Consider the following 20,135-nt stretch of genomic DNA (forward strand, 5'->3'; position numbering starts at 1 on the left):
CGACCGCGGCGATGCCCCGCACGCTCAGAAGGCCGACCGCTCCTTGATCACCGCCCAGGCAACCGGCAGCTCGGCCTCGTCGTCGGCCGCACGGCGTTCCTCGCGCCCGTACAGCACCCCGTACGTGAACGAGCTCTCCCCCGCCGCCTGCGCCTGTCGCGCCAGTTCCTTGAGGGCCTCCCGGGTCATCACGCTGTCCTGGTGGTCGCCGAGCAGGTTCTGCAGGGCCTTCATCGACTTCAGCAGCTCCCGGGCCGGGTCCCCGAGAGCGGATATGGCCGCCTCCGCCGAGTAGCGGGTCCGCTTGGCCTTCTTGCGCGCCTCGTGCAGCGCGAGATCGCGGTCCTGCCCCGCCGGCTGCCCGAGCGCCCCCTCGACCAGCGCGGACAGCCTGCCGAAGTCCTTCCCCACAGCCTTCCCGATCACCTTCTCCGGCTTCCCGGAGGCCGCTTTCAGCAGGGGCGGATCGGCCACCAGCGCGTCCAGCACGCCCAGCAGCTCCAGGTACCGCTTTCCGTCGAGTACGGCGATCAGGCGCCGACGGGAGCCGCCGCGGCGGGCGTGGGACCAGGTGCGCAGCCGGGTGCGGACGGGTCCTGTCAGCAGGGTCCTCGGCAGTTCGTCCAGGGCCGCGGTCAGCCGCTCGGTCAGCACCTCCTGGTCCCGGTCGACGCCGAGCTCCCCGGCCAGCCACTTCAGCTCGTCCCCGATCGGATCGGTCAGGGTCCGGTCGACGACCTTCCCGAACGACCTGAAGGCGCTGCGCATTCGCCGGGTGGCGACCCGCATCCGGTGCACCGAGTCGTACTCGTCCCGCCGCACGGCCGGGTCGAGTTCGACGATCGCGTCCCGCTGGGCGCGCAGATAGGCGAGGACGTGATCGCCCGCGCTGACGGGAACCTCGGCGGCCTTCTTCTTGCGCTGCTTCTTCTTCGGAGCCGTCTCCGCGAGCGCCCTCGCCAGCTTCGAGGCCGCTTCCGAAGGGCGTACGCCCGCCTTGCGCAGTCGCTTGTCGACCTTGTCGAGGAACGCGGGGTCGCCGCCGTCGGCGAGCTCCACCTCGATCTCGGTCCACTGGGCGCTCGCCCCGGTCCCGATGCGTTCGGCGCGTACGGCGTCCACGCTGACCTCGGCGAGCAGCCGGCCGTCGGTGTCGACGAGGTGGCGGACATCGCGGTCGGAGCGCAGCCGGACCAGGGGAAGCAGTTCGTTGTCACGGACACGGGAGCGGACGAGGCCGGTGAGACTGGGCGGGACGGTGTCGGACAGCGGGGCCTGGATCTCGTCCCGGACATCGGCGGCGACGGGGAACTTCAGATGCCAGCCCGCGTCGGTTCCGCCGGTGCGGCGGCGCAGGGTGATCGAGGACGCGGCCAGGCGTTCGTCCTCGGTGTCGTAGTAGGTGGCGTCCAACTGGGCGACGCCCTTGTCGATGACGGCCGCGACCCCGGCGACGCCGGTCAGGTCGGGCAGACCACTCTCGTCGGACTCGTACTTCCGCTCGATCTCGCGCTTCGTGTCCGCCATGACCCGAATCTAGTAGGAGTCATGGCGGCACAACAGGGCCTACCGGAGCCAAACCCCAGGGAAACACGGGGTGACCGGCGGCTATGCGGACATCGGGCGTTGCACACGGATCGACTGGAGCAGCCCCACCGCCACCCACACCGCGAACATCGACGATCCGCCGTAGGACACGAACGGCAGGGGCAGACCGGTGACCGGCATGATGCCGAGCGTCATCCCGATGTTCTCGAAGGACTGGAAGGCGAACCAGGCCACGATTCCGGCCGCCACGATGGTGCCGTACAGCTCGGTCGTCTCGCGGGCGATCCGGCAGGCCCGCCACAGCAGGACGCCGAGCAGGACGATGATGAGCCCGCCGCCGACGAAGCCGAGCTCCTCCCCCGCCACCGTGAACACGAAGTCGGTCTGCTGCTCGGGCACGAACTGGCCTGTCGTCTGCGAGCCGTTGAAAAGGCCGGCTCCCGTCAGTCCGCCCGAACCGATGGCGATACGGGCCTGGTTGGTGTTGTAGCCGACGCCCGCCGGGTCGAGGCTGGGGTTGGCGAAGGCGGCGAAGCGGGCGATCTGGTAGTCGTCCAGGATGTGCAGCTTCCATACGGCGATCGCGCCGATCGTGCCCGCCGACAGCAGCCCGAACACCCAGCGGTTCGAGGCGCCGGAGGCCAGCAGCACGCCCAGCACGATGACCACCATCACCATGACCGAGCCGAGGTCGGGCATCAGCAGCACGATCAGCATCGGTACGGCGGCCAGGCCCAGCGCCTGGAGCACCGTGCGATGGTCGGGATAGGGCTTGTCGCCCGCGTCGACTCTGGCTGCGAGCAGCATCGCCATGCCGAGGATGATCGTGACCTTCACGAACTCCGAGGGCTGGAGGGAGAAGCCGCCGGGCAGCTGGATCCATGAGTGGGCGCCGTTGATGGTGGAGCCGAGCGGGGTGAGCACCAGCAGGATCAGAAAGACCGAGACGCCGTACAGGATCGGCACCGCGGTGCGCAGGGTGCGGTGGCCGAGCCAGACCGTGCCGATCATCAGCGCGAAGCCGATGCCGGTGTTCAGGATGTGCCGGACCAGGAAGTAGTACTGGTCGCCCTGGTTGATCTCGGTGCGGTTGCGGGTCGCGGAGAAGACCAGGACCGAGCCGACCAGCGACAGCGCGAGCGCCGCGAACAGTATCGGCCAGTCCAGCCTGCGGGCGAGCGAGTCCCGGGCGAACAGGCGGGTCCAGCCCGCCCGTTCGGGCCCGTATCCGGATACCTGGAAGCTGTTGGCGCCGGTCACGTCAGCCTCCTCGGGCGCCGTCGGCGCTGCCTGCGGCGTCGCGTCTCGCGGTTCTCCGTCGTCGGTGTCCCCACCGTCGCCGCCTGCTGCTGCCCGTCCTCCTCGGGCACGCCCTCCTGGCTGGCCCGCTGGTCCTTCGCCGGGTCCTTGGCGACCTTCGGGGAGGCGATCGAGCCGTCCGTCTGGATCTTCGGCAGTTTCTTCTGCGGGGTCGGCAGCAGCGCGTTCTTCTTGCTGATGGCGCCGTCGTCGGAGACGCCGTACAGCGCGTCGTAGATGTTGCGGACGGCGGGACCCGAGGCGCCGGAGCCCGTACCACCTTGGGAGATCGTCATGACGATCGCGTAGTCCTTGGTGTACGTGGCGAACCAGGATGTCGTCTGCTTGCCGTAGACCTCGGCGGTACCGGTCTTGGCGTGCATCTCGATCTTGTCCTGGGGCCAGCCGCCGAACCGCCAGGCGGCGGTACCGCGGGTGGCGACGCCGGCCAGGGCCTCGTCCATCTGGGCCAGGGTCTGCTTGTTGACCGGCAGCTTGCCGTGCGACTTGGGCTGGATCTCCGAGACCTGCTTGCCGTCGGCGCTGACGATCGCCTTGCCGACCGTCGGGTCGTACAGGGTGCCGCCGTTGGAGATGGCCGCGTAGATGGTGGCCATCTGGATCGGGGTCACCAGGGTGTCGCCCTGGCCGATGGAGTAGTTGATCTCGTCACCGGCGCGCATCTCGTTGCCTTCGAGGCAGTTCTCGTAGGCGATCTTCTCGACGTAGTCGCCGTCCTTCTTGCCGGTCTTGCACCAGGCGTCCTTGTTGGCCTCCCAGTAGGACTGCTTCCACTGGCGGTCGGGGACCCGGCCGGTGACCTCGTTGGGCAGGTCGATACCGGTTTCCGCGCCGAGGCCGAACTGGTGGGCGGCCTTGTAGAAGTAGTCCTTCGGCTTGCCCTTGGGGTTGATGCCACCGTCCTTCTTCCACTCGTTGTGCGCGAGTTGGTAGTAGACGGTGTCGCAGGAGACCTCAAGGGCGCGGCCGAGGCCGATCGGGCCGTGGTTCTGGGACTCGAAGTTCTTGAAAACCTGGCCGCCGACCGAGTAGGAGCTTGAGCAGTTGTAGCGGCCGTCGAAGTCGTAGCCCGCCTGGACCGCGGCGGCCGTGGAGACCACCTTGAAGATCGAGCCGGGGGCTGCCTGCCCCTGTATGGCGCGGTTGAGCAGCGGGTAGTTGGAGGACTTGCCGGTGAGCTGCTTGTAGTCCTTGGCGGAGATGCCGCCCACCCAGGCGTTCGGGTCGTAGGTCGGGTTGGACGCCATGGCGACGATCCGGCCGGTCTTGGCCTCCATCACCACGACCGCGCCCGCGTCGGCCTTGTAGCGCTGCTGGGTGTTGCGGTCCCACTCCTTGCGGGCCGTCTTCATCGCCTCGTTCAGCTCGTACTCGGCGACCCGCTGGACGCGGGCGTCGATGCTGGTGACGAGGTTGGAGCCGGGCTGGGCGGCGTCGGCCTCGGCCTCGCCGATGACCCGGCCGAGGTTGTCGACCTCGTAGCGGGTGACGCCGGCCTTGCCGCGCAGCTCCTTGTCGTACTGGCGCTCGATGCCGGAGCGGCCGACCTGGTCGGAGCGGAGGTAGGGCGAGTCGGTGTCCTGGGCCTGGGTGATCTCCTCGTCGGTGACCGGGGAGAGATAGCCGAGGACCTGGGCGGTGTTGGAGCCGCCGGGGCCCGGGTAGCGGCGGACGGCCTGGGGTTCGGCGGTGATGCCGGGGAAGTCCTCGGCGCGCTCACGGATCTGCAGGGCCTGCTTGGCGGTGGCCTCGTCGGTGATGGGGATGGGCTGGTACGGCGAGCCGTTCCAGCAGGGCTGGGGGGTCTCGGCGTCGCACAGCCGGACCTTCTCCATCACCTCCTTGGGCTTCATCCCGAGGACGCCGGCGAGCTTGGTGAGGACGCCCTTGCCGTCGTCCTTCATCTTCAGCAGCTCGGTGCGGGAGGCGGAGACGACCAGCCGTGTCTCGTTGTCGGCCAGGGGCACTCCGCGCGCGTCCAGGATGGAGCCGCGCACGGCCGGGTCGACGACCTGCTGGACGTGGTTGCCGGAGGCCTCCTTGGCGTACTCCTCGCCCTCCCGGATCTGGAGGTACCACAGCCGTCCGCCGAGGGTGCCGAGGAGGGACAGGACAAGGATCTGGATCACGACGAGTCGGATCTGGACCCGTGGGGTCCGCCCGGTCTCGGGGATGTTGGTCACTGCGGCTGCCGCCCCCTCTCGGTGCGCCGACGTGTGTGCGCGTACGAATGATGAACGGCCGACCTGTGAGGCCGCGTTCCGCCCCGGCGAACCCGTTCGGGTGATTCATCCACTGGCGCGCTCCGCGCGCGGGCCTGCGCCCTCACAGCCGCTTGACCCCCTTGATGCGTCCGGCGCGGGCGGTGCGCGCCCGGGACGCCTTCACCTTCAGGCCGCCGCGCTGGCTGCCGATGCGCAGTCCGGTGCCGCCGGAGAGCCAGCCGGTGGAGATGTCGGACTTCGCCGAGGAGTTGGCCTCCGCGAGGGGGTCGTTGTCGGCGCGTCTGGCCAGCGCCATGAGCCCGGGGACGACGAACGGGGCGAGCAGCAGGTCGTAGAGCGCGGCCGTGAACAGCAGGCTGCCCAGGCCCACATGGCGGGCGGCGGTGTCGCCGACGAGGGCGCCGACACCGGCGTAGAGCAGGGTGGAGCCGATGGCCGCGGCGACGACCACGACCATGGGGCCGGTGGCCGACTTCAGCCGGCCGTTCTCCGGCTTGATGAGCCCGGCGAGATAGCCGATGACGCACAGCACCAGGGCGTAGCGGCCGACGGCGTGGTCGGCGGGTGGGGCGAGGTCGGCGAGCAGTCCCGCGCCGAAGCCGACGAGGGCGCCGCCGACATGGCCGTAGACCATGGCGAGGCCCAGGACCGTCAGCAGGAGCAGGTCGGGGACGGCGCCGGGGAGGTGGAGCCGGGCGAGGACGCTCACCTGGAGGACCAGGGCGACGACGACCAGCGAGGAGGAGAGCAGGATCCGGTTGACGCGCATGGGGCTTCAGCTCCTACTGCTCTTCTTGCGGGTACTGGCCGTCGACCGGCGCCTGGGCGGACGGGGTGACGGTCACCGTCACGGTCGGCGTGGGGGTCGGCTTGGGCTTGGCGGGGAGCACCGTGTCGCGCGGGTCCTCCTTCGGGGCCTCCACTACGACGCCGACGATGTCGAGCTTGGTGAAGCTGACGTACGGCGTGACGTAGAGGGTGCGGGTCAGGTCGCCGCCGGAGGGGTCGACGCGGTTGACCACGCCGACCGGCACGCCCGGCACGAAGGGCTTGTCGGCCTGCGAGCCGAAGGTGACCAGACGGTCGCCCTTCTTGATCTGCGCCTTGCCATTGAGGAGTTCGACGCGCAGCGGGCCGTCGCCCTGTCCTGAGGCGAAGCCGAGTTCGTCGTTGCCCTCCATACGGGTGCCGACGGTGAAGTCGGGGTCGCTGGCGAGCAGCACGGTCGCGGTGTTCGGGCCGACGGTGGTGACGCGGCCGACAAGACCGTCGCCGTTGAGGACCGTCATGTCGCGCTTGAGGCCGTCGTTGGCGCCGGCGTCGATGGTGATCGTCCAGGAGAATCCCTGGGCCGCTCCTATCGCGATGACCTCCGCGCCCTTGATGCCGTACTGCCCCGAGCCCGCGATCTTCAGCATCTTGTCGAGCTGCGCGAGTCTGCTGCGGTTGCGGTCGTCGCTGCCGAGCTTCGCCTTGAGGGCGGCGTTCTCCTTCTCCAGCTCGGCGATACGGTCGTGCCGCTCGCCCGAGTCACGGATCGCGGAGACCGCGTTGCCGACGGGATCGACCGCGGCCGAGACACCGTCCTCGATCGGGCCGAAGACCGTGGCCGCGGCCTGCCGGGCACCGTCGACCGGGGAGTCCTCCCCGCCGCGGATGTCCACCGTGATCAGTGCGAACGCGATGGCGATCAGCAGCACCAGGAGCAGCCGGCTCTCTCGTGTGTCCCTCACGTGCGGCGGCCGTGCCCTTCCTCATAGGAATTCGGGAAGCCCCAGGGAAACCCGAGGGGCTGCTTTGTGGGAGCTTATGCCTCTATATCAACGATCCGCCGTACGAGAGGAGATCATCTCGTACGGCGGAATCGAAGAGTTACGTCATCTGCGGGGCTGGGCGTCCAGGACCTGCTGGAGCGCCTCGAACTCCTCGACACACTTGCCGGAGCCGAGCGCCACGCTGTCCAGCGGGTCCTCGGCGATGTGGATCGGCATGCCGGTCTCGCGGCGCAGCCGCTCGTCGAGCCCGCGGAGCAGGGCGCCGCCACCCGTAAGGACGATTCCGCGGTCCATGATGTCGCCGGACAGCTCCGGCGGGCACTTGTCGAGGGTCGTCTTGACGGCGTCGACGATGGCGTTGACCGGCTCCTCGATGGCCTTGCGGACTTCGGCGGCGGAGATGACGACGGTCTTGGGCAGCCCGGAGACGAGATCCCGGCCGCGGATTTCGGTGTGCTCGTCGGAGTCGAGGTCGTACGCCGAACCGATCGTGATCTTGATCTGCTCGGCCGTGCGCTCACCCAGCAGGAGCGAGTACTCCTTCTTGATGTGCTGGATGATCGCGTTGTCCAGTTCGTCGCCCGCGACCCGGATGGACTGGGCGGTGACGATGCCGCCGAGGGAGATGACCGCGACCTCAGTGGTGCCGCCGCCGATGTCGACCACCATGTTGCCCGTGGCCTCGTGGACCGGCAGGCCGGAGCCGATGGCCGCGGCCATGGGCTCCTCGATGATGTGCACCTGACGGGCGCCGGCCTGGGACGACGCCTCGATGACGGCGCGGCGCTCGACGCCCGTGATGCCCGAGGGCACACAGACGACGACCCGCGGACGAGCCAGGTACCGCCGCTTGTGGATCTTCAGGATGAAGTAGCGGAGCATCCGCTCGGTGATCTCGAAGTCGGCGATCACACCGTCCTTCAGCGGACGTACGGCAACGATGTTGCCGGGGGTCCGACCGATCATCTTCTTCGCTTCGGCGCCGACCGCGAGGATGCCACCGGTGTTGGTGTTGATCGCGACGACGGACGGCTCGTTGAGTACGATCCCGCGACCCCTGACGTACACCAGCGTGTTGGCGGTCCCGAGGTCGACAGCCATGTCACGGCCGATGAACGACATTGAGTTCCCCATCAGGATTCGTCTGGCCTTCCCGGGAGCTTTTGACGGCTTTTCAGGTCGGCGAAGTGGGTGCTGTGACGTGAAGGCTTCCATCGTAGACGCGCCTTCGCGAACACGGCGTTAGGGTCCTTCGCCATTGTCAGCAGATGGTGTGCGGGTTCGCTCCTGGAGACGAGCGTTCGGGGACTCTCGTTCCCCCGAACGCCCCGCATATGCCAGAAAGTCCGGAGGCAATGCCTCCGGGCTCTCTGATCCGCTGTCGTGGGTCCTAGGCGCGGCCCGGGAAGAAGATCTTCACCTCGCGCTCGGCGGACTCCTCGGAGTCGGAGGCGTGGATGAGGTTCTCACGGACGATCACACCGAAGTCACCGCGGATGGAGCCGGGCGCGGCGGCGATCGGGTCGGTCGGTCCGGCCAGCGCGCGCACACCCTCGATGACCCGCTCGCCCTCGACGATCAGCGCCACGACCGGGCCGGAGGACATGAACTCGACCAGCGGCTCGTAGAACGGCTTGCCCTTGTGCTCGCCGTAGTGCTGCTCCAGGGTCTCCTGGTCCAGGGTGCGCAGCTCCAGCGCGGTGATCTGCCAGCCCGCCTTGCGCTCGATGCGGCTGATGATCTCGCCGGTCAGGCCACGACGGACGGCGTCGGGCTTGAGGAGGACGAGGGTGCGCTGGGTCACGACGGGCTCCTTAGTGCATCAAGGTGTGCGGGAAGACGAGGTTACCCGGCGTGTCCGGGCAGGTGTTACGCAGCGTCAGGTGTAGAGGCCTCGGCCTGCGCCGCGAATCTCGCCTTCGCCTCGTCGATCTTCCGCCCGTAGTGCACCGACGCCCACCACAGGGCCGCGAACGCCGCGCCCAGGAAGAACATCGACGGCACGACGAACCCGGAGGCGATCAGCACGGCCTGGAGCGCCCAGCCGAGGCCGATGCCGCCGGGCCGGGTGACCAGACCGCACAGCAGCAGGCACAGGAACATCGCGATCCCGCTGACCGTCCACACCGTCGACATGGACAGATCGGGGTCCTTCATGGCGACCAGACCGGCGAAGCCGATGACGAAGAACTCGCCGATCAGGGTCGACGCACAGAGCGTACGCATGCTTGAAACCTCAGCCCTTCCCGAGCAGCAGTCGGGCCTCGCCCACGGTGATGACGGAACCGGTGACCAGCACACCGCCGCCCGCGAACTCGCCCTCCTCCTCGGCCAGCGTGATCGCGGCCTCCAGGGCGTCCGGCAGCCGCGGCTCGACCTGCACCCGCTCGTCGCCGAACACCTCGACGGCGATGGCGGCCAGCTCGTCGGCGTCCATCGCGCGATGGCTGGAGTTCTGCGTGATCACAACCTCGGCGAAGATCGGCTCGAAGGCCTCCAGCAGCCCGCGCACGTTCTTGTCGCCGCTGGCACCGACCACGCCGATCAGCCGGCTGAAGTCGAAGGCCTCCCCGATCGCCTCCGCGGTCACCCGGGCGCCGGCCGGGTTGTGCGCGGCGTCCAGCACGATGGTCGGCGACGTGCGCACGACCTCCATGCGGCCCGGCGAGGAGACGGCCGCGAAGGCCTTGCGGACGGTGTCGATGTCGAGCGGCTCGGCGCGCAGGGCGCCGACACCGAAGAACGCCTCCACGGCGGCGAGCGCCACGGCGGCGTTGTGCGCCTGGTGGGCGCCGTGCAGCGGGAGATAGACCTCCGCGTACTCACCGCCGAGACCCCGCAGGGTGACCAGCTGTCCGCCGACCGCGACCCGCCGGGAGACCACCCCGAACTCCAGGCCCTCACGGGCGACCGTCGCGTCGACCTCCACGGCCTTCTTCAGCAGCACCTGCGCCGCGTCCACCGGCTGCTGGGCCAGGATCACGGTGGCGTCCTGCTTGACGATCCCGGCCTTCTCGGTGGCGATCTCGGCGGGCGTCTCGCCGAGCCGGTCGGTGTGGTCGAGGTCGATGGGGGTGACGACGGCGACGTCACCGTCGATGACGTTCGTGGCGTCCCAGGAACCGCCCATGCCGACCTCGACGACGGCCACGTCGACGGGCGCGTCCGCGAAGGCGGCGTACGCCATGCCGGTCAGCACCTCGAAGAAGGACAGCCGGTACTCCTGCTGGGCGTCGACCATCTCGATGTACGGCTTGATGTCGTTGTACGTCTCGATGAACCGCTCGGCCGAGATCGCGGCGCCGTCCAGGCTGATCCGCTCGGTGACCGACTGGACGTGCGGGCTCGTGTACCGGCCGGTGCGCAGCTCGAAGGCGCCGAGGAGGGCCTCGATCATGCGGGCGGTGGAGGTCTTGCCGTTCGTCCCGGTGATGTGGATCGAGGGGTACGAGCGCTGCGGCTCGCCCAGCACGTCCATCAGCGCGGCGATACGGCTGACCGAGGGCTCCAGCTTGGTCTCGCCCCACCTCGTGGCGAGCTCCGCTTCGACTTCGCGCAGGGCCTTGTCGACCTCGGGGTCCTCGGGGCGTGCGGGTACGTCCGCTTGCGGCGGACCGCCCTGGGTACGGAGGGTACGGCTGCCGGCCTCGATGACCGCGAGATCGGGGTCGCGGTCGGTCTCTTCCGCGATGATCTCGTCGAAGGGGTCGCTTTCACTCACGGGGTCAGTCTACGGAGGCGGACTGACATACGTAGCTGAAGGCCCCCGGAGCTGTCGCAGCACCGGGGGCCTTCAAACGCGACTTACGCCTCCGGCAGCCTGTCCAGCTGGGCCTGGATCCTCGTGATGTCCTCGTCCGCCTTCGTCAGGCGGCCGCGGATCTTCTCCACCACGTTGTCCGGGGCCTTCGCCAGGAACGCCTCGTTGCCGAGCTTCGCCGTGGCCTGGGCCTTCTCCTTCTCCGCCGCGGCCAAGTCCTTCGCGAGGCGCTTGCGCTCCGCCGCGACGTCGATCGTGCCCGAGAGGTCGAGCGCGACCTCCGCGCCCGCGACGGGGAGGGTCGCCGTGGCCGTGAAGGCGTCGCCCTCCGGCTGGAGGCGCAGGAGCTGGCGAATGGCCGCCTCGTGGGGGGCCAGAGCCGTCCCGTCCAGAGTCAGGCGGGCCGGGACCCGCTGGCCCGGCTGGAGGCCCTGGTCGGCACGGAAGCGGCGGACCTCGGTGATGACCGACTGGAGGCTCTCGATCTCCTGCTCGGCCGCCCGGTCCCGGAAGCCGCTGTCGTTCGGCCACTCGGCGATGACGACCGACTCGCCACCCGTGAGGGTGGTCCAGAGGGTCTCCGTGACGAACGGGACCACCGGGTGCAGCAGCTTCAGCGTGACGTCGAGGACCTCGCCCAGGACCCGCTTGGAGACCTCGGCCGGCTCGCCGCCCGCCTGGAACGTGGTCTTGGACAGCTCGACGTACCAGTCGAAGACCTCGTCCCACGCGAAGTGGAACAGCGCGTCGGAGAGCTTCGCGAACTGGAAGTCCTCGTAGAGCGCGTCGACTTCGGCGACAACGGAGTTCAGGCGGGAGAGGATCCAGCGGTCCGTCGCCGACATCCGCTCCGCAGAAGGCAGTTCGCCCTCGATCGTCGCGCCGTTCATCAGCGCGAAGCGCGTGGCGTTCCAGATCTTGTTGGCGAAGTTGCGCGAGCCCTGGACCCAGTCCTCGCCGATCGGGACGTCGACGCCGGGGTTGGCGCCGCGCGCGAGGGTGAACCGGAGCGCGTCGGAGCCGTACTTGTCCATCCAGTCCAGCGGGTTGACCGCGTTGCCGAAGGACTTCGACATCTTCTTGCCGAACTGGTCGCGGACCATGCCGTGCAGGGCGATGGTGTGGAAGGGCGGGGTGCCGTCCATCGCGTAGAGGCCGAACATCATCATCCGGGCGACCCAGAAGAAGAGGATGTCGTAGCCGGTGACCAGGACGGAGTTCGGGTAGAACTTCGCGAGCGACTCGGTCTGTTCGGGCCAGCCGAGGGTGGAGAAGGGCCACAGGCCGGAGGAGAACCAGGTGTCGAGGACATCGGTGTCCTGGTGCCAGCCCTCGCCGGACGGGGCCTCGTCATCCGGCCCGACGCAGACGACTTCACCATTCGGGCCGTACCAGACCGGGATGCGGTGGCCCCACCACAACTGCCGTGAAATACACCAGTCGTGGAGGTTGTCGACCCAGTCGAAGTACCGCTTCTCCATCTCCTGCGGGTGGATCTTGACGCGGCCGTCGCGGACGGCGTCACCGGCCGCCTTCGCCAGCGGGCCGACCTTGACCCACCACTGCATCGACAGGCGCGGCTCGATGGTGGTCTTGCAGCGCGAGCAGTGGCCGACGGAGTGGACGTACGGCCGCTTCTCCGCGACGATCCGGCCCTCGGCGCGCAGCGCGGCGACGATCGCCGAACGGGCCTCCAGGCGGTCCAGGCCCTGGAAGGGGCCGTGGGCGGTGATGACGGCGTGCTCGTCCATGATCGTGACGGCCGGCAGGTCGTGGCGCTGGCCGATCTCGAAGTCGTTCGGGTCGTGGGCCGGGGTGACCTTGACGGCGCCGGTGCCGAACTCGGGGTCGACGTGCTCGTCGGCGACGACGGGGATACGGCGGCCGGTGAGCGGCAGCTCGATCTCGCGGCCGACGAGGTGGCGGTAGCGCTCGTCCTCGGGGTGAACGGCGACGGCGGTGTCACCGAGCATCGTCTCGGCGCGGGTCGTCGCGACGACGATGGCGTCGTCGCCCTCGCCGTACCGGATGGAGACGAGCTCGCCCTCGTCGTCCTGGTACTCGACCTCGATGTCGGAGATGGCCGTCAGACAGCGCGGACACCAGTTGATGATCCGCTCGGCGCGGTAGATGAGCTCGTCGTCGTAGAGCCGCTTGAAGATGGTCTGAACGGCCTGCGAGAGCCCCTCGTCCATGGTGAAGCGCTCACGGGACCAGGCGACACCGTCGCCGAGCCGCCGCATCTGCCCGGAGATCTGCCCGCCGGACTCGCCCTTCCACTGCCAGACCCGCTCGACGAAGGCCTCACGGCCGAGGTCGTGCCGGGACTTGCCCTCCTTGCCGAGCTCGCGCTCGACGACGTTCTGGGTGGCGATGCCTGCGTGGTCCATGCCGGGCTGCCAGAGCGTCTCGTAGCCCTGCATGCGCTTGCGACGGGTCAGCGCGTCGATGAGGGTGTGCTCGAAGGCGTGGCCCAGGTGCAGGCTGCCGGTGACGTTCGGCGGCGGGATGACGATGGTGTACGGCGGCTTGTCGCCCTTGTCGTCCGCCTCGAAGTAACCGCGCTCTACCCAGCGCTCGTACAGCGGCCCCTCTACATCGGCCGGCGCGTACTGGGTCGGCAGTTCGGTGTTGGGCGCTGGTGGCTGCTGCTGAGCGTTCTCGGTCACGGGGTCAGTTTAGGGGTGTCGCGGTGGTGTCCCGAAACGCCTTTGTTCTGTAACGGTGGGGGCCCCGATGCACCGCGCGCCCCCCGCCTGGTCCAGGATGTCAGGACCACATAAGCATCTGGAGGGGAACCCAGTAATGAGCTACAACCAGCCGGGCCCGTACGGCGGGCAGCCCCAGCAGCCCGGTCCGTACGGCCAGCCGGGTCCGTACGGCCAGCAGCCGCAGGCCCCGCAGCCCGGCTATGGCTACCCCCAGCAGCCGCAGGCCCCGCAGCCGGGTTACGGCTACCCGCAGCAGGGCGGCGTCCCGCCGCAGCAGCAGCCGTACGGCGGACAGCCCCCCTACGGCCAGCAGCCGCAGTACGGCACCGTCCCCCAGCCCCCGGCCCCGGGCGGCGGCAAGAAGAAGACGGGGATCATCCTCGGCGCGGTGGCTGTGGTGGCGGCCGTCGCGGTGGGCGCGTACTTCGTCATCGGCGGGGGCGGTAGCGACACGGCCGCCGGGGACGACGGCCCGCACAAGCTCACCACGCCGGCCACGGTCCTCACGGAGTACAAGAAGGCCGAGGGCGACGGCTCGGACGGCGCGATGACGAAGGAGGACCTGGAGAACGCCGAGGACTGGGGCGTGAAGAACCCCAAGGACGTCAGCGCGAACTACCAGGCGGGCGAGGACGAGAGCAACCCGCTGGCGGGCAAGCTGCTGACGTTCGGCGGTGTCTACGGCGACATCGAGGACCCCGAGAAGGCGGTCGACGGGCTCTTCGCGTACATGAAGAAGGACGCGGAGAAGGACGACGTCACCATGAAGGGCGAGCCGAAGGCGTACACCCCCGAGGGGTTCGACGGCACCGTCCTGAAGTGCCAGCAGGCCACGATGGAGAACACCGAGGCCGCCGCGGGCTCGGGTGAGCCGTCCGAGATGAACATGACGTACTGCATCTGGGGCGACTACAGCACCATCGGCTTCGTGATGCCCATGGAGATCGCCGACATCGCGGCCGGCAAGGAGACCGACCCGACGGAGGCGGCCGCGCTCACCGCCAAGTTCCGCAAGGAAGTTCGCGTCAAGCTCTGACGCCTGTCACTCGCGGCAACGACGAAGGGGCCCCGGTCAATTGACCGGGGCCCCTTCGCATGTCGGCTGGGCCTATGCCGTCTTCTGCTCCCCCGGTCCTCGCCCGTTCCGCGCGTCCCGCGGAATCAGCGTCGGGTTCACGTTCGAGTGGACGACGTCTGCTGTGATGACCACTCGGGCCACGTCCTTGCGGGACGGGACCTCGTACATCACGGACATCAGGACTTCCTCCATGATGGCGCGCAGGCCCCGCGCGCCTGTCTGGCGGAGGATGGCCTGGTCGGCAATGGCTTCCAGGGCCTCGCGTTCGAAGTCCAGCTCCACGCCGTCGAGTTCGAAGAGGCGTTGGTACTGCTTCACCAGGGCGTTGCGGGGCTCTACCAGGATCTGGAGCAGGGCCTCGCGGTCCAGGTTGTGGACCGACGTGATCACCGGGAGGCGGCCGATGAACTCGGGGATCATGCCGAACTTGACCAGGTCCTCGGGCATGACGTCCTCGAACTGGTCCTTCGCCTCCAGCTCGCGCTTCGAGCGGATCGTCGCGCCGAAGCCGATGCCCTTCGCACCCGCCCGCGACTCGATGATCTTCTCCAGGCCCGCGAAGGCGCCGCCCACGATGAACAGGACGTTCGTCGTGTCGATCTGGATGAACTCCTGGTGGGGGTGCTTGCGCCCACCCTGGGGCGGCACCGAGGCCGTCGTGCCTTCGAGGATCTTGAGCAGGGCCTGCTGCACGCCCTCGCCGCTCACATCGCGCGTGATCGACGGGTTTTCACTCTTCCGCGCGACCTTGTCGATCTCGTCGATGTAGATGATCCCGGTCTCGGCCTTCTTGACGTCGTAGTCCGCCGCCTGGATCAGCTTCAGCAGGATGTTCTCGACATCCTCGCCGACATAGCCCGCCTCCGTCAGCGCCGTCGCGTCGGCGATCGCGAACGGGACGTTGAGCATCCGGGCGAGCGTCTGGGCCAGCAGGGTCTTCCCGGAGCCCGTGGGGCCCAGCAGAAGGATGTTCGACTTCGCCAACTCGATGGCGTCGTCGCGGCCTTGGGCGCCGCCGTTCTCACCGGCCTGGACCCGCTTGTAGTGGTTGTACACCGCGACGGAGAGCGCCTTCTTGGCCGCCTCCTGGCCGACCACGTAGCCCTCAAGGAACTCGTAGATCTCGCGGGGCTTCGGAAGCTCCTCCCAGCGCACCTCGCTGGTCTCCGCGAGCTCTTCCTCGATGATCTCGTTGCAGAGATCGATGCACTCGTCGCAGATGTACACACCGGGCCCTGCGATGAGCTTCTTGACCTGCTTCTGGCTCTTGCCGCAGAACGAGCACTTGAGCAGATCGCCGCCGTCACCGATGCGTGCCACGGTGTGCTTCCCCTTCGCCTGGGAGACGCCTAGGTCCAGCGGCTCCTGGTGCTGCCTTAATCCGACGGTACCTTGCCGGGGCCCTCGTTCGGGCCCCCCTTGGCACGGTTCACTTTGTCGTGCACCGTGCCAAGGGGCGGCCGACGATACAGCCTCCGCGTCAGCGCACGGCGGCGTTGTTCATCTTCCGGGTGGAGATGATCTGGTCGATCAGGCCGTACGACAGGGCGTCCTCGGCCGTGAGGATCTTGTCGCGCTCGATGTCCTCGCGGATCTTCTCGATCGGCGTGGTGGAGTGCTTGGCCAGCATCTCCTCCAGCTGCGAGCGCATCCGGAGGATCTCGTTCGCGGCAATCTCCAGGTCCGAGACCTGACCGCGGCCCGTCTCGCTGTACGGCTGGTGGATCAGCACGCGCGCGTTCGGCAGCGCCATGCGCTTGCCGGGCGTACCGGCGGCCAGCAGAACGGCGGCGGCGGAGGCGGCCTGGCCCATGCAGACCGTCTGGATGTCCGGCTTCACGAACTGCATCGTGTCGTAGATGGCCGTCAGCGCGGTGAAGGAGCCACCGGGGCTGTTGATGTAGACCGAGATGTCCCGGTCGGGGTCCATCGACTCCAGGCACAGCAGCTGCGCCATGACGTCGTTGGCGGAGGCGTCGTCGATCTGCACGCCGAGGAAGATCACGCGCTCCTCGAAGAGCTTCGCGTACGGGTCGTACTCACGAATGCCCTGCGAGGTGCGCTCGACGAAGCGCGGGATGACGTAGCGGGACTCGGCGACGGGGCCGGTGTACTCGGCCTGCGGGCGGTCGTAGCGGCCGCTGCCGGGGAAGGTGTTCACGGTGTCTCCAAAAAGGGGCTGTGGCGGTGGCTGGGGGGGCGGGTGGAGGCTCGTACGGCCCTGTGGGGTCCTGCGGGGCCTGTACAGGCCTTTACGCCGCTCCGGTACCGCCGCCGCCCGGCATGCCGGCGGCCGTCGGGATGACGTCGTCGATGAGGCCGTAATCCTTGGCCTCGAAGGCGTCGAACCAGCGGTCGCGGTCCGAGTCGCGGGTGATCTGCTCGATCGTCTGGCCGGTGTGCTGGGCCGTGAGCTCGGCCATGCGCTTCTTGGTGTGCAGCAGCCGCTCGGCGTGGATCTTGATGTCCGAGGCCGAGCCGGCGAGGCCGGCGGACGGCTGGTGGATCAGGATCTCGGCGTTCGGCAGCGCGAAGCGCTTGCCGGGGGTGCCCGCGCTGAGCAGGAACTGGCCCATCGAGGCGGCGAGGCCCATGGCGATGGTCACCACGTCGTTCTTGATGAACTGCATGGTGTCGTAGATCGCCATGCCGGCCGTGATCGAACCGCCGGGGCTGTTGATGTAGAGGTAGATGTCCTTGTCCGGGTCAGCGGCAAGGAGCAGCAGCTGCGCGGTGATCTTGTTCGCGATGTCGTCATCGACCGGCTGGCCGAGGAAGATGATCCGCTCGTTGAGCAGCCGGTTGTAGACCTGGTCACCGAGGCCACCACCGATGGAAGGCTCGCCGGCGGCGGAGGGCATCAGATTCGTCACGTATCCACCTGCTCGTCTTACGACGGCGCCGGGCCGTCTTACGTTTCCCTGCCGGGGGCCTCCGGCGGTTTCGCCGACTCCCCTGCCCCCGTACTCATGGACCCTAACGCGCTGGTCCCTTCAGGGAATCCCGGAGCGGGGAGTGTTCGCCGGGGGCGTAGCGCCGTGGTGACATTTCGTACACGGGCGGCTGCGGGCCACTCACCGTATGGCAGAAAGGCCCCGGGGAATGTGTCCCCAGGGCCCTTCCTACGATCTACGAGGTGCCGTGGGCTCAGCCCTCGGTCTTCTCCTCGGTCTCCGCGTCCGTGGCGTCGGCCTCCGTGGCCTCGGCGGCGACGTCCGCGGCCGTCTCGATCTCGTCCTCGTCGTCCAGGTCGATGATCTCGCCGTTGGTGTCCTTGACCGTGGCCTTCTCGACCACGACGGCCAGGGCCTTGCCGCGGGCGACCTCGCCGACCAGGAGCGGAACCTGGCCGCCCTCGACGACGGCCTGGGCGAACTGGTCGGGGGACATGCCGGAGGAGGCCGCGCGCCGCATGAGGTGCTCGGTGAGCTCCTCCTGGTTGACGTTGAGCTTCTCCTGCTTGACGAGCTCGTCGAGGACGAACTGGGTCTTGATGCCCTTGACCGCGGCTTCCTTGGTCTCGGCATCGAACTCTTCCTCGGTCTTGCCCTGGATCTCCAGGTACTTCGCGAGGTCGAGGCCCATCTGGCCGAGCTGGTGGTGCTCCAGGTTGTGCTTGCGGGTGTTGATCTCGTCCTCGAGCAGCTTCTCGGGGACGGGCACCTCGACGAGCTCCAGCAGCTTCTCCAGGACGCGCTCCTGGGCCTGCGTGGCCTGGTCGTACTGCTTCATGTTCTCAAGGCGCTTGCGGCTGTCGGCCTTGAGCTCGTCGAGGGTGTCGAACTCGGAGGCCAGCTGCGCGAAGTCGTCGTCCAGCGCGGGCAGTTCGCGTGCGGCGACCTGGGTGACCTTGACGGTGACCTCGGCCTCCTTGCCGGCCGCGGAGCCGCCCTTGAGCTCGGAGGTGAAGGTGGCCTCGGCCCCGGCCTCCAGGCCCTTCACGGCGTCGTCGATGCCGTCGAGGAGCTCGCCGGAGCCGATGGTGTAGGAGACGCCCTCGGCGACGCCGTCCTCCAGGACCTCGCCGTCGACCTTGGCCTGCAGGTCGATCGTGACGACGTCGCCGTCCTCGGCGGCGCGCTCGACCGGGGAGGTCGAGGCGAAGCGCTCGCGGAGCTGCTCGACCGACTTGTCGATGTCCTCGTCGGTGACCTCGACGGCGTCGACCTCGACCTCGATGCCGGAGTAGTCCGGGATCTCGATGGTCGGGCGGACGTCGACCTCGGCGGTGAAGTTCAGCGTCTCGCCGTCCTTCAGCTCGGTGATGTCGACCTCGGGCTGGCCCAGGACGTTGACCTCGGCCTCGTTCACGGCGCGCTCGTAGAACCTCGGGAGCGCGTCGTTGACGGCCTCCTCCAGAACCGCACCGCGGCCGAACCGCTGGTCGATGACCCGGGCGGGGATCTTGCCCTTGCGGAAGCCCTTCACCGTGACCTGCTGGTTGATCTTCTTGTACGCCGCGTCGAGGCTGTCCTTGAGCTCCTCGAAGGGCACCTCGACAGTGAGCCGAACCCGGGTCGGGTTCAGGGTCTCCACGGCGCTCTTCACGGTTCGGTCTCCTTGTGGCTGACTTCTTGGTTTCTGCCGGAGCCAGACTGGTCCGGCGGATTCGCCGCCCGGAGGACTTCAGGGAGTGAGAGACACACGGGCGCGCAGCTTGCATAGTAACCGCAGCCGCTGAACGACCCAAAGGCGATCACTGGGGATGATCCAGCAGGTGGTCGGGGTGGCGGGATTTGAACCCACGGCCTTCCGCTCCCAAAGCGGACGCGCTACCAAGCTGCGCCACACCCCGTCAGGTGCGACACGTAGGGTACATGCCCGCAGGCAGTGGGGCTGCCGCATTTATGGGGTGTGCGTCCAGGGGTGCCGACCCGCTACGATGCCTGCAGTGCCGCGGTCACCTGACCTGCGGCGCGTCCTGTGCGGGCGTAGCTCAATGGTAGAGCCCTAGTCTTCCAAACTAGCTACGCGGGTTCGATTCCCGTCGCCCGCTCTGTACGGCTCAGGGCCGGACCGGAGGATCACTCCTCGGGTCCAGCCCTGGGTGCTTTACGGGGGAGCGCATGAAGACCGAGGTCATGTCGCTGGGCGGGGGCAACACGATGGCGCGGCTGCCGGGGCTGGGTGACGCGTACGACGTGCCTCAGGGGACGCAGGACCGATCACCGGGTGCCCGGGCCGCTGCGGCGCGTGTGCCCGGTTCCTAGAACTGGATCGAGTTGATCGTTTCGGCTATCGAGTCGAGGAACCGTTGGATGTCGTCGGCCATGCCGGTGGAGGCAAGGAAGAAGCCGAAGAGGACGGCGACCACTGCGGGGCCGGCCTTGAGGGAGCCGCCACGAATCAACACCACCAAGATGATCGCCAACAGCAGCACCACTGACAGCGAAATGGCCACAACTGATCACACCCTCGGTCGTCCGCTCTCCCGGCCCGGGGGTGCCGGCCCCGCGCACCCCCGCCAGAACCATCGTGCCACCAACAGGCCCGCCGTATGCGGCGGGTGAGGCATCGGCGGTCACAACTCCGGCCGGTTCGGGGGGCGCCGGGCCGCGCGGGCGGCCGTTCGGTGCGCCCCGCACTGTAATTCGAAGCGCCACTCGCACGGGGAATTCGACGTGATCGTTTCCATGTCCACACAACGTGTTCGCGGGTATTTCGAATTGCCATCACAGGCACGCATCAAGCGTCACCAAGTCCCCTACCAAACCTGGC

At 68.5% G+C, this 20,135-nt stretch carries 17 protein-coding genes and 2 tRNA genes; 3 read left to right on the plus strand and 16 right to left on the minus strand.

Annotation, left to right across the window (positions count from 1 at the left end; all coding sequences use genetic code 11):
- Positions 1-24: 24 nt before the first annotated feature.
- The 10 genes from H4N64_RS04910 to H4N64_RS04955 all read right to left on the minus strand — a co-directional run bounded on the left by H4N64_RS04910 (position 25) and on the right by H4N64_RS04955 (position 13,297).
- The gene (locus tag H4N64_RS04910) at positions 25-1,527 is read right to left on the minus strand and encodes a CYTH and CHAD domain-containing protein (RefSeq protein ID WP_186280859.1); all 1,503 of its coding nucleotides are present in this window, start codon (positions 1,525-1,527) and stop codon (positions 25-27) included.
- An 81-nt stretch (positions 1,528-1,608) separates the two neighbouring features.
- The gene (gene rodA / locus H4N64_RS04915) at positions 1,609-2,808 is read right to left on the minus strand and encodes a rod shape-determining protein RodA (protein WP_186280860.1); all 1,200 of its coding nucleotides are present in this window, start codon (positions 2,806-2,808) and stop codon (positions 1,609-1,611) included.
- The gene (mrdA, locus tag H4N64_RS04920) at positions 2,805-5,051 is read right to left on the minus strand and encodes a penicillin-binding protein 2 (RefSeq protein WP_186280861.1); all 2,247 of its coding nucleotides are present in this window, start codon (positions 5,049-5,051) and stop codon (positions 2,805-2,807) included. Before mrdA ends, rodA begins: the two co-directional genes overlap by 4 nt.
- Positions 5,052-5,193: 142 nt before the next feature.
- Positions 5,194-5,862, minus strand: coding sequence for a rod shape-determining protein MreD (gene mreD / locus H4N64_RS04925; RefSeq protein ID WP_186280862.1), 669 nt, complete (start codon positions 5,860-5,862; stop codon positions 5,194-5,196).
- 13 nt (positions 5,863-5,875) lie between these two features.
- Complete coding sequence (gene mreC / locus H4N64_RS04930; RefSeq protein ID WP_186280863.1) at positions 5,876-6,826, minus strand: rod shape-determining protein MreC; 951 nt, start codon at positions 6,824-6,826, stop codon at positions 5,876-5,878.
- A 144-nt stretch (positions 6,827-6,970) separates the two neighbouring features.
- On the minus strand, positions 6,971-7,990 hold the full coding sequence (locus H4N64_RS04935) for a rod shape-determining protein (RefSeq protein WP_004001297.1): 1,020 nt from the start codon (positions 7,988-7,990) through the stop codon (positions 6,971-6,973).
- Between the two features lie 268 nt (positions 7,991-8,258).
- The gene (gene ndk / locus H4N64_RS04940; protein WP_186280864.1) at positions 8,259-8,672 is read right to left on the minus strand and encodes a nucleoside-diphosphate kinase; all 414 of its coding nucleotides are present in this window, start codon (positions 8,670-8,672) and stop codon (positions 8,259-8,261) included.
- A 65-nt stretch (positions 8,673-8,737) separates the two neighbouring features.
- On the minus strand, positions 8,738-9,094 hold the full coding sequence (locus tag H4N64_RS04945; protein ID WP_186280865.1) for a DUF4233 domain-containing protein: 357 nt from the start codon (positions 9,092-9,094) through the stop codon (positions 8,738-8,740).
- Between the two features lie 10 nt (positions 9,095-9,104).
- Positions 9,105-10,589: a bifunctional tetrahydrofolate synthase/dihydrofolate synthase gene (folC, locus tag H4N64_RS04950; RefSeq protein WP_186280866.1), complete on the minus strand. Its 1,485-nt coding sequence runs from the start codon at positions 10,587-10,589 to the stop codon at positions 9,105-9,107.
- A gap of 83 nt (positions 10,590-10,672) precedes the next feature.
- Positions 10,673-13,297, minus strand: coding sequence for a valine--tRNA ligase (locus tag H4N64_RS04955; RefSeq protein WP_186280867.1), 2,625 nt, complete (start codon positions 13,295-13,297; stop codon positions 10,673-10,675).
- A 136-nt stretch (positions 13,298-13,433) separates the two neighbouring features.
- Here H4N64_RS04955 and H4N64_RS04960 point away from each other — a divergent pair, with 136 nt between their 5' ends.
- On the plus strand, positions 13,434-14,375 hold the full coding sequence (locus H4N64_RS04960) for a hypothetical protein (RefSeq protein WP_186280868.1): 942 nt from the start codon (positions 13,434-13,436) through the stop codon (positions 14,373-14,375).
- Positions 14,376-14,447: 72 nt separating this feature from the next.
- Here the strand turns inward: H4N64_RS04960 and clpX are convergent, their stop codons facing one another.
- From clpX to H4N64_RS04985, 5 genes are all read right to left on the minus strand, one after another.
- Positions 14,448-15,737, minus strand: coding sequence for an ATP-dependent Clp protease ATP-binding subunit ClpX (gene clpX, locus H4N64_RS04965; protein ID WP_150949225.1), 1,290 nt, complete (start codon positions 15,735-15,737; stop codon positions 14,448-14,450).
- Between the two features lie 160 nt (positions 15,738-15,897).
- Complete coding sequence (locus tag H4N64_RS04970; RefSeq protein WP_186280869.1) at positions 15,898-16,578, minus strand: ATP-dependent Clp protease proteolytic subunit; 681 nt, start codon at positions 16,576-16,578, stop codon at positions 15,898-15,900.
- A 91-nt stretch (positions 16,579-16,669) separates the two neighbouring features.
- A complete protein-coding gene (locus tag H4N64_RS04975; protein ID WP_186281042.1) occupies positions 16,670-17,278 on the minus strand; it encodes an ATP-dependent Clp protease proteolytic subunit in 609 nt (202 codons plus the stop codon).
- A 286-nt stretch (positions 17,279-17,564) separates the two neighbouring features.
- Entirely contained in the window at positions 17,565-18,965 is a 1,401-nt protein-coding gene (gene tig / locus H4N64_RS04980) for a trigger factor (RefSeq protein WP_186280870.1), read from the minus strand.
- A 170-nt stretch (positions 18,966-19,135) separates the two neighbouring features.
- A tRNA-Pro gene (locus tag H4N64_RS04985) sits at positions 19,136-19,212 on the minus strand.
- Between the two features lie 130 nt (positions 19,213-19,342).
- On the opposite strand from H4N64_RS04985, the gene H4N64_RS04990 reads away from it, so the two are divergent.
- Positions 19,343-19,413 (plus strand) — tRNA-Gly (locus H4N64_RS04990).
- Between the two features lie 70 nt (positions 19,414-19,483).
- On the plus strand, positions 19,484-19,627 hold the full coding sequence (locus tag H4N64_RS04995) for a hypothetical protein (RefSeq protein ID WP_186280871.1): 144 nt from the start codon (positions 19,484-19,486) through the stop codon (positions 19,625-19,627).
- Here H4N64_RS04995 and H4N64_RS05000 read toward each other — a convergent pair.
- Positions 19,624-19,818 carry a hypothetical protein gene (locus H4N64_RS05000; RefSeq protein ID WP_150949237.1) on the minus strand — a complete coding sequence of 65 codons (195 nt, stop codon included), beginning with the start codon at positions 19,816-19,818 and terminating at the stop codon, positions 19,624-19,626. The two genes, H4N64_RS04995 and H4N64_RS05000, sit on opposite strands and share 4 nt — an antisense overlap.
- Positions 19,819-20,135 lie beyond the last annotated feature (317 nt).

The sequence above is a fragment of the Streptomyces cupreus genome (assembly GCF_014257025.1).
Taxonomy (GTDB): Bacteria; Actinomycetota; Actinomycetes; order Streptomycetales; family Streptomycetaceae; genus Streptomyces; species Streptomyces cupreus.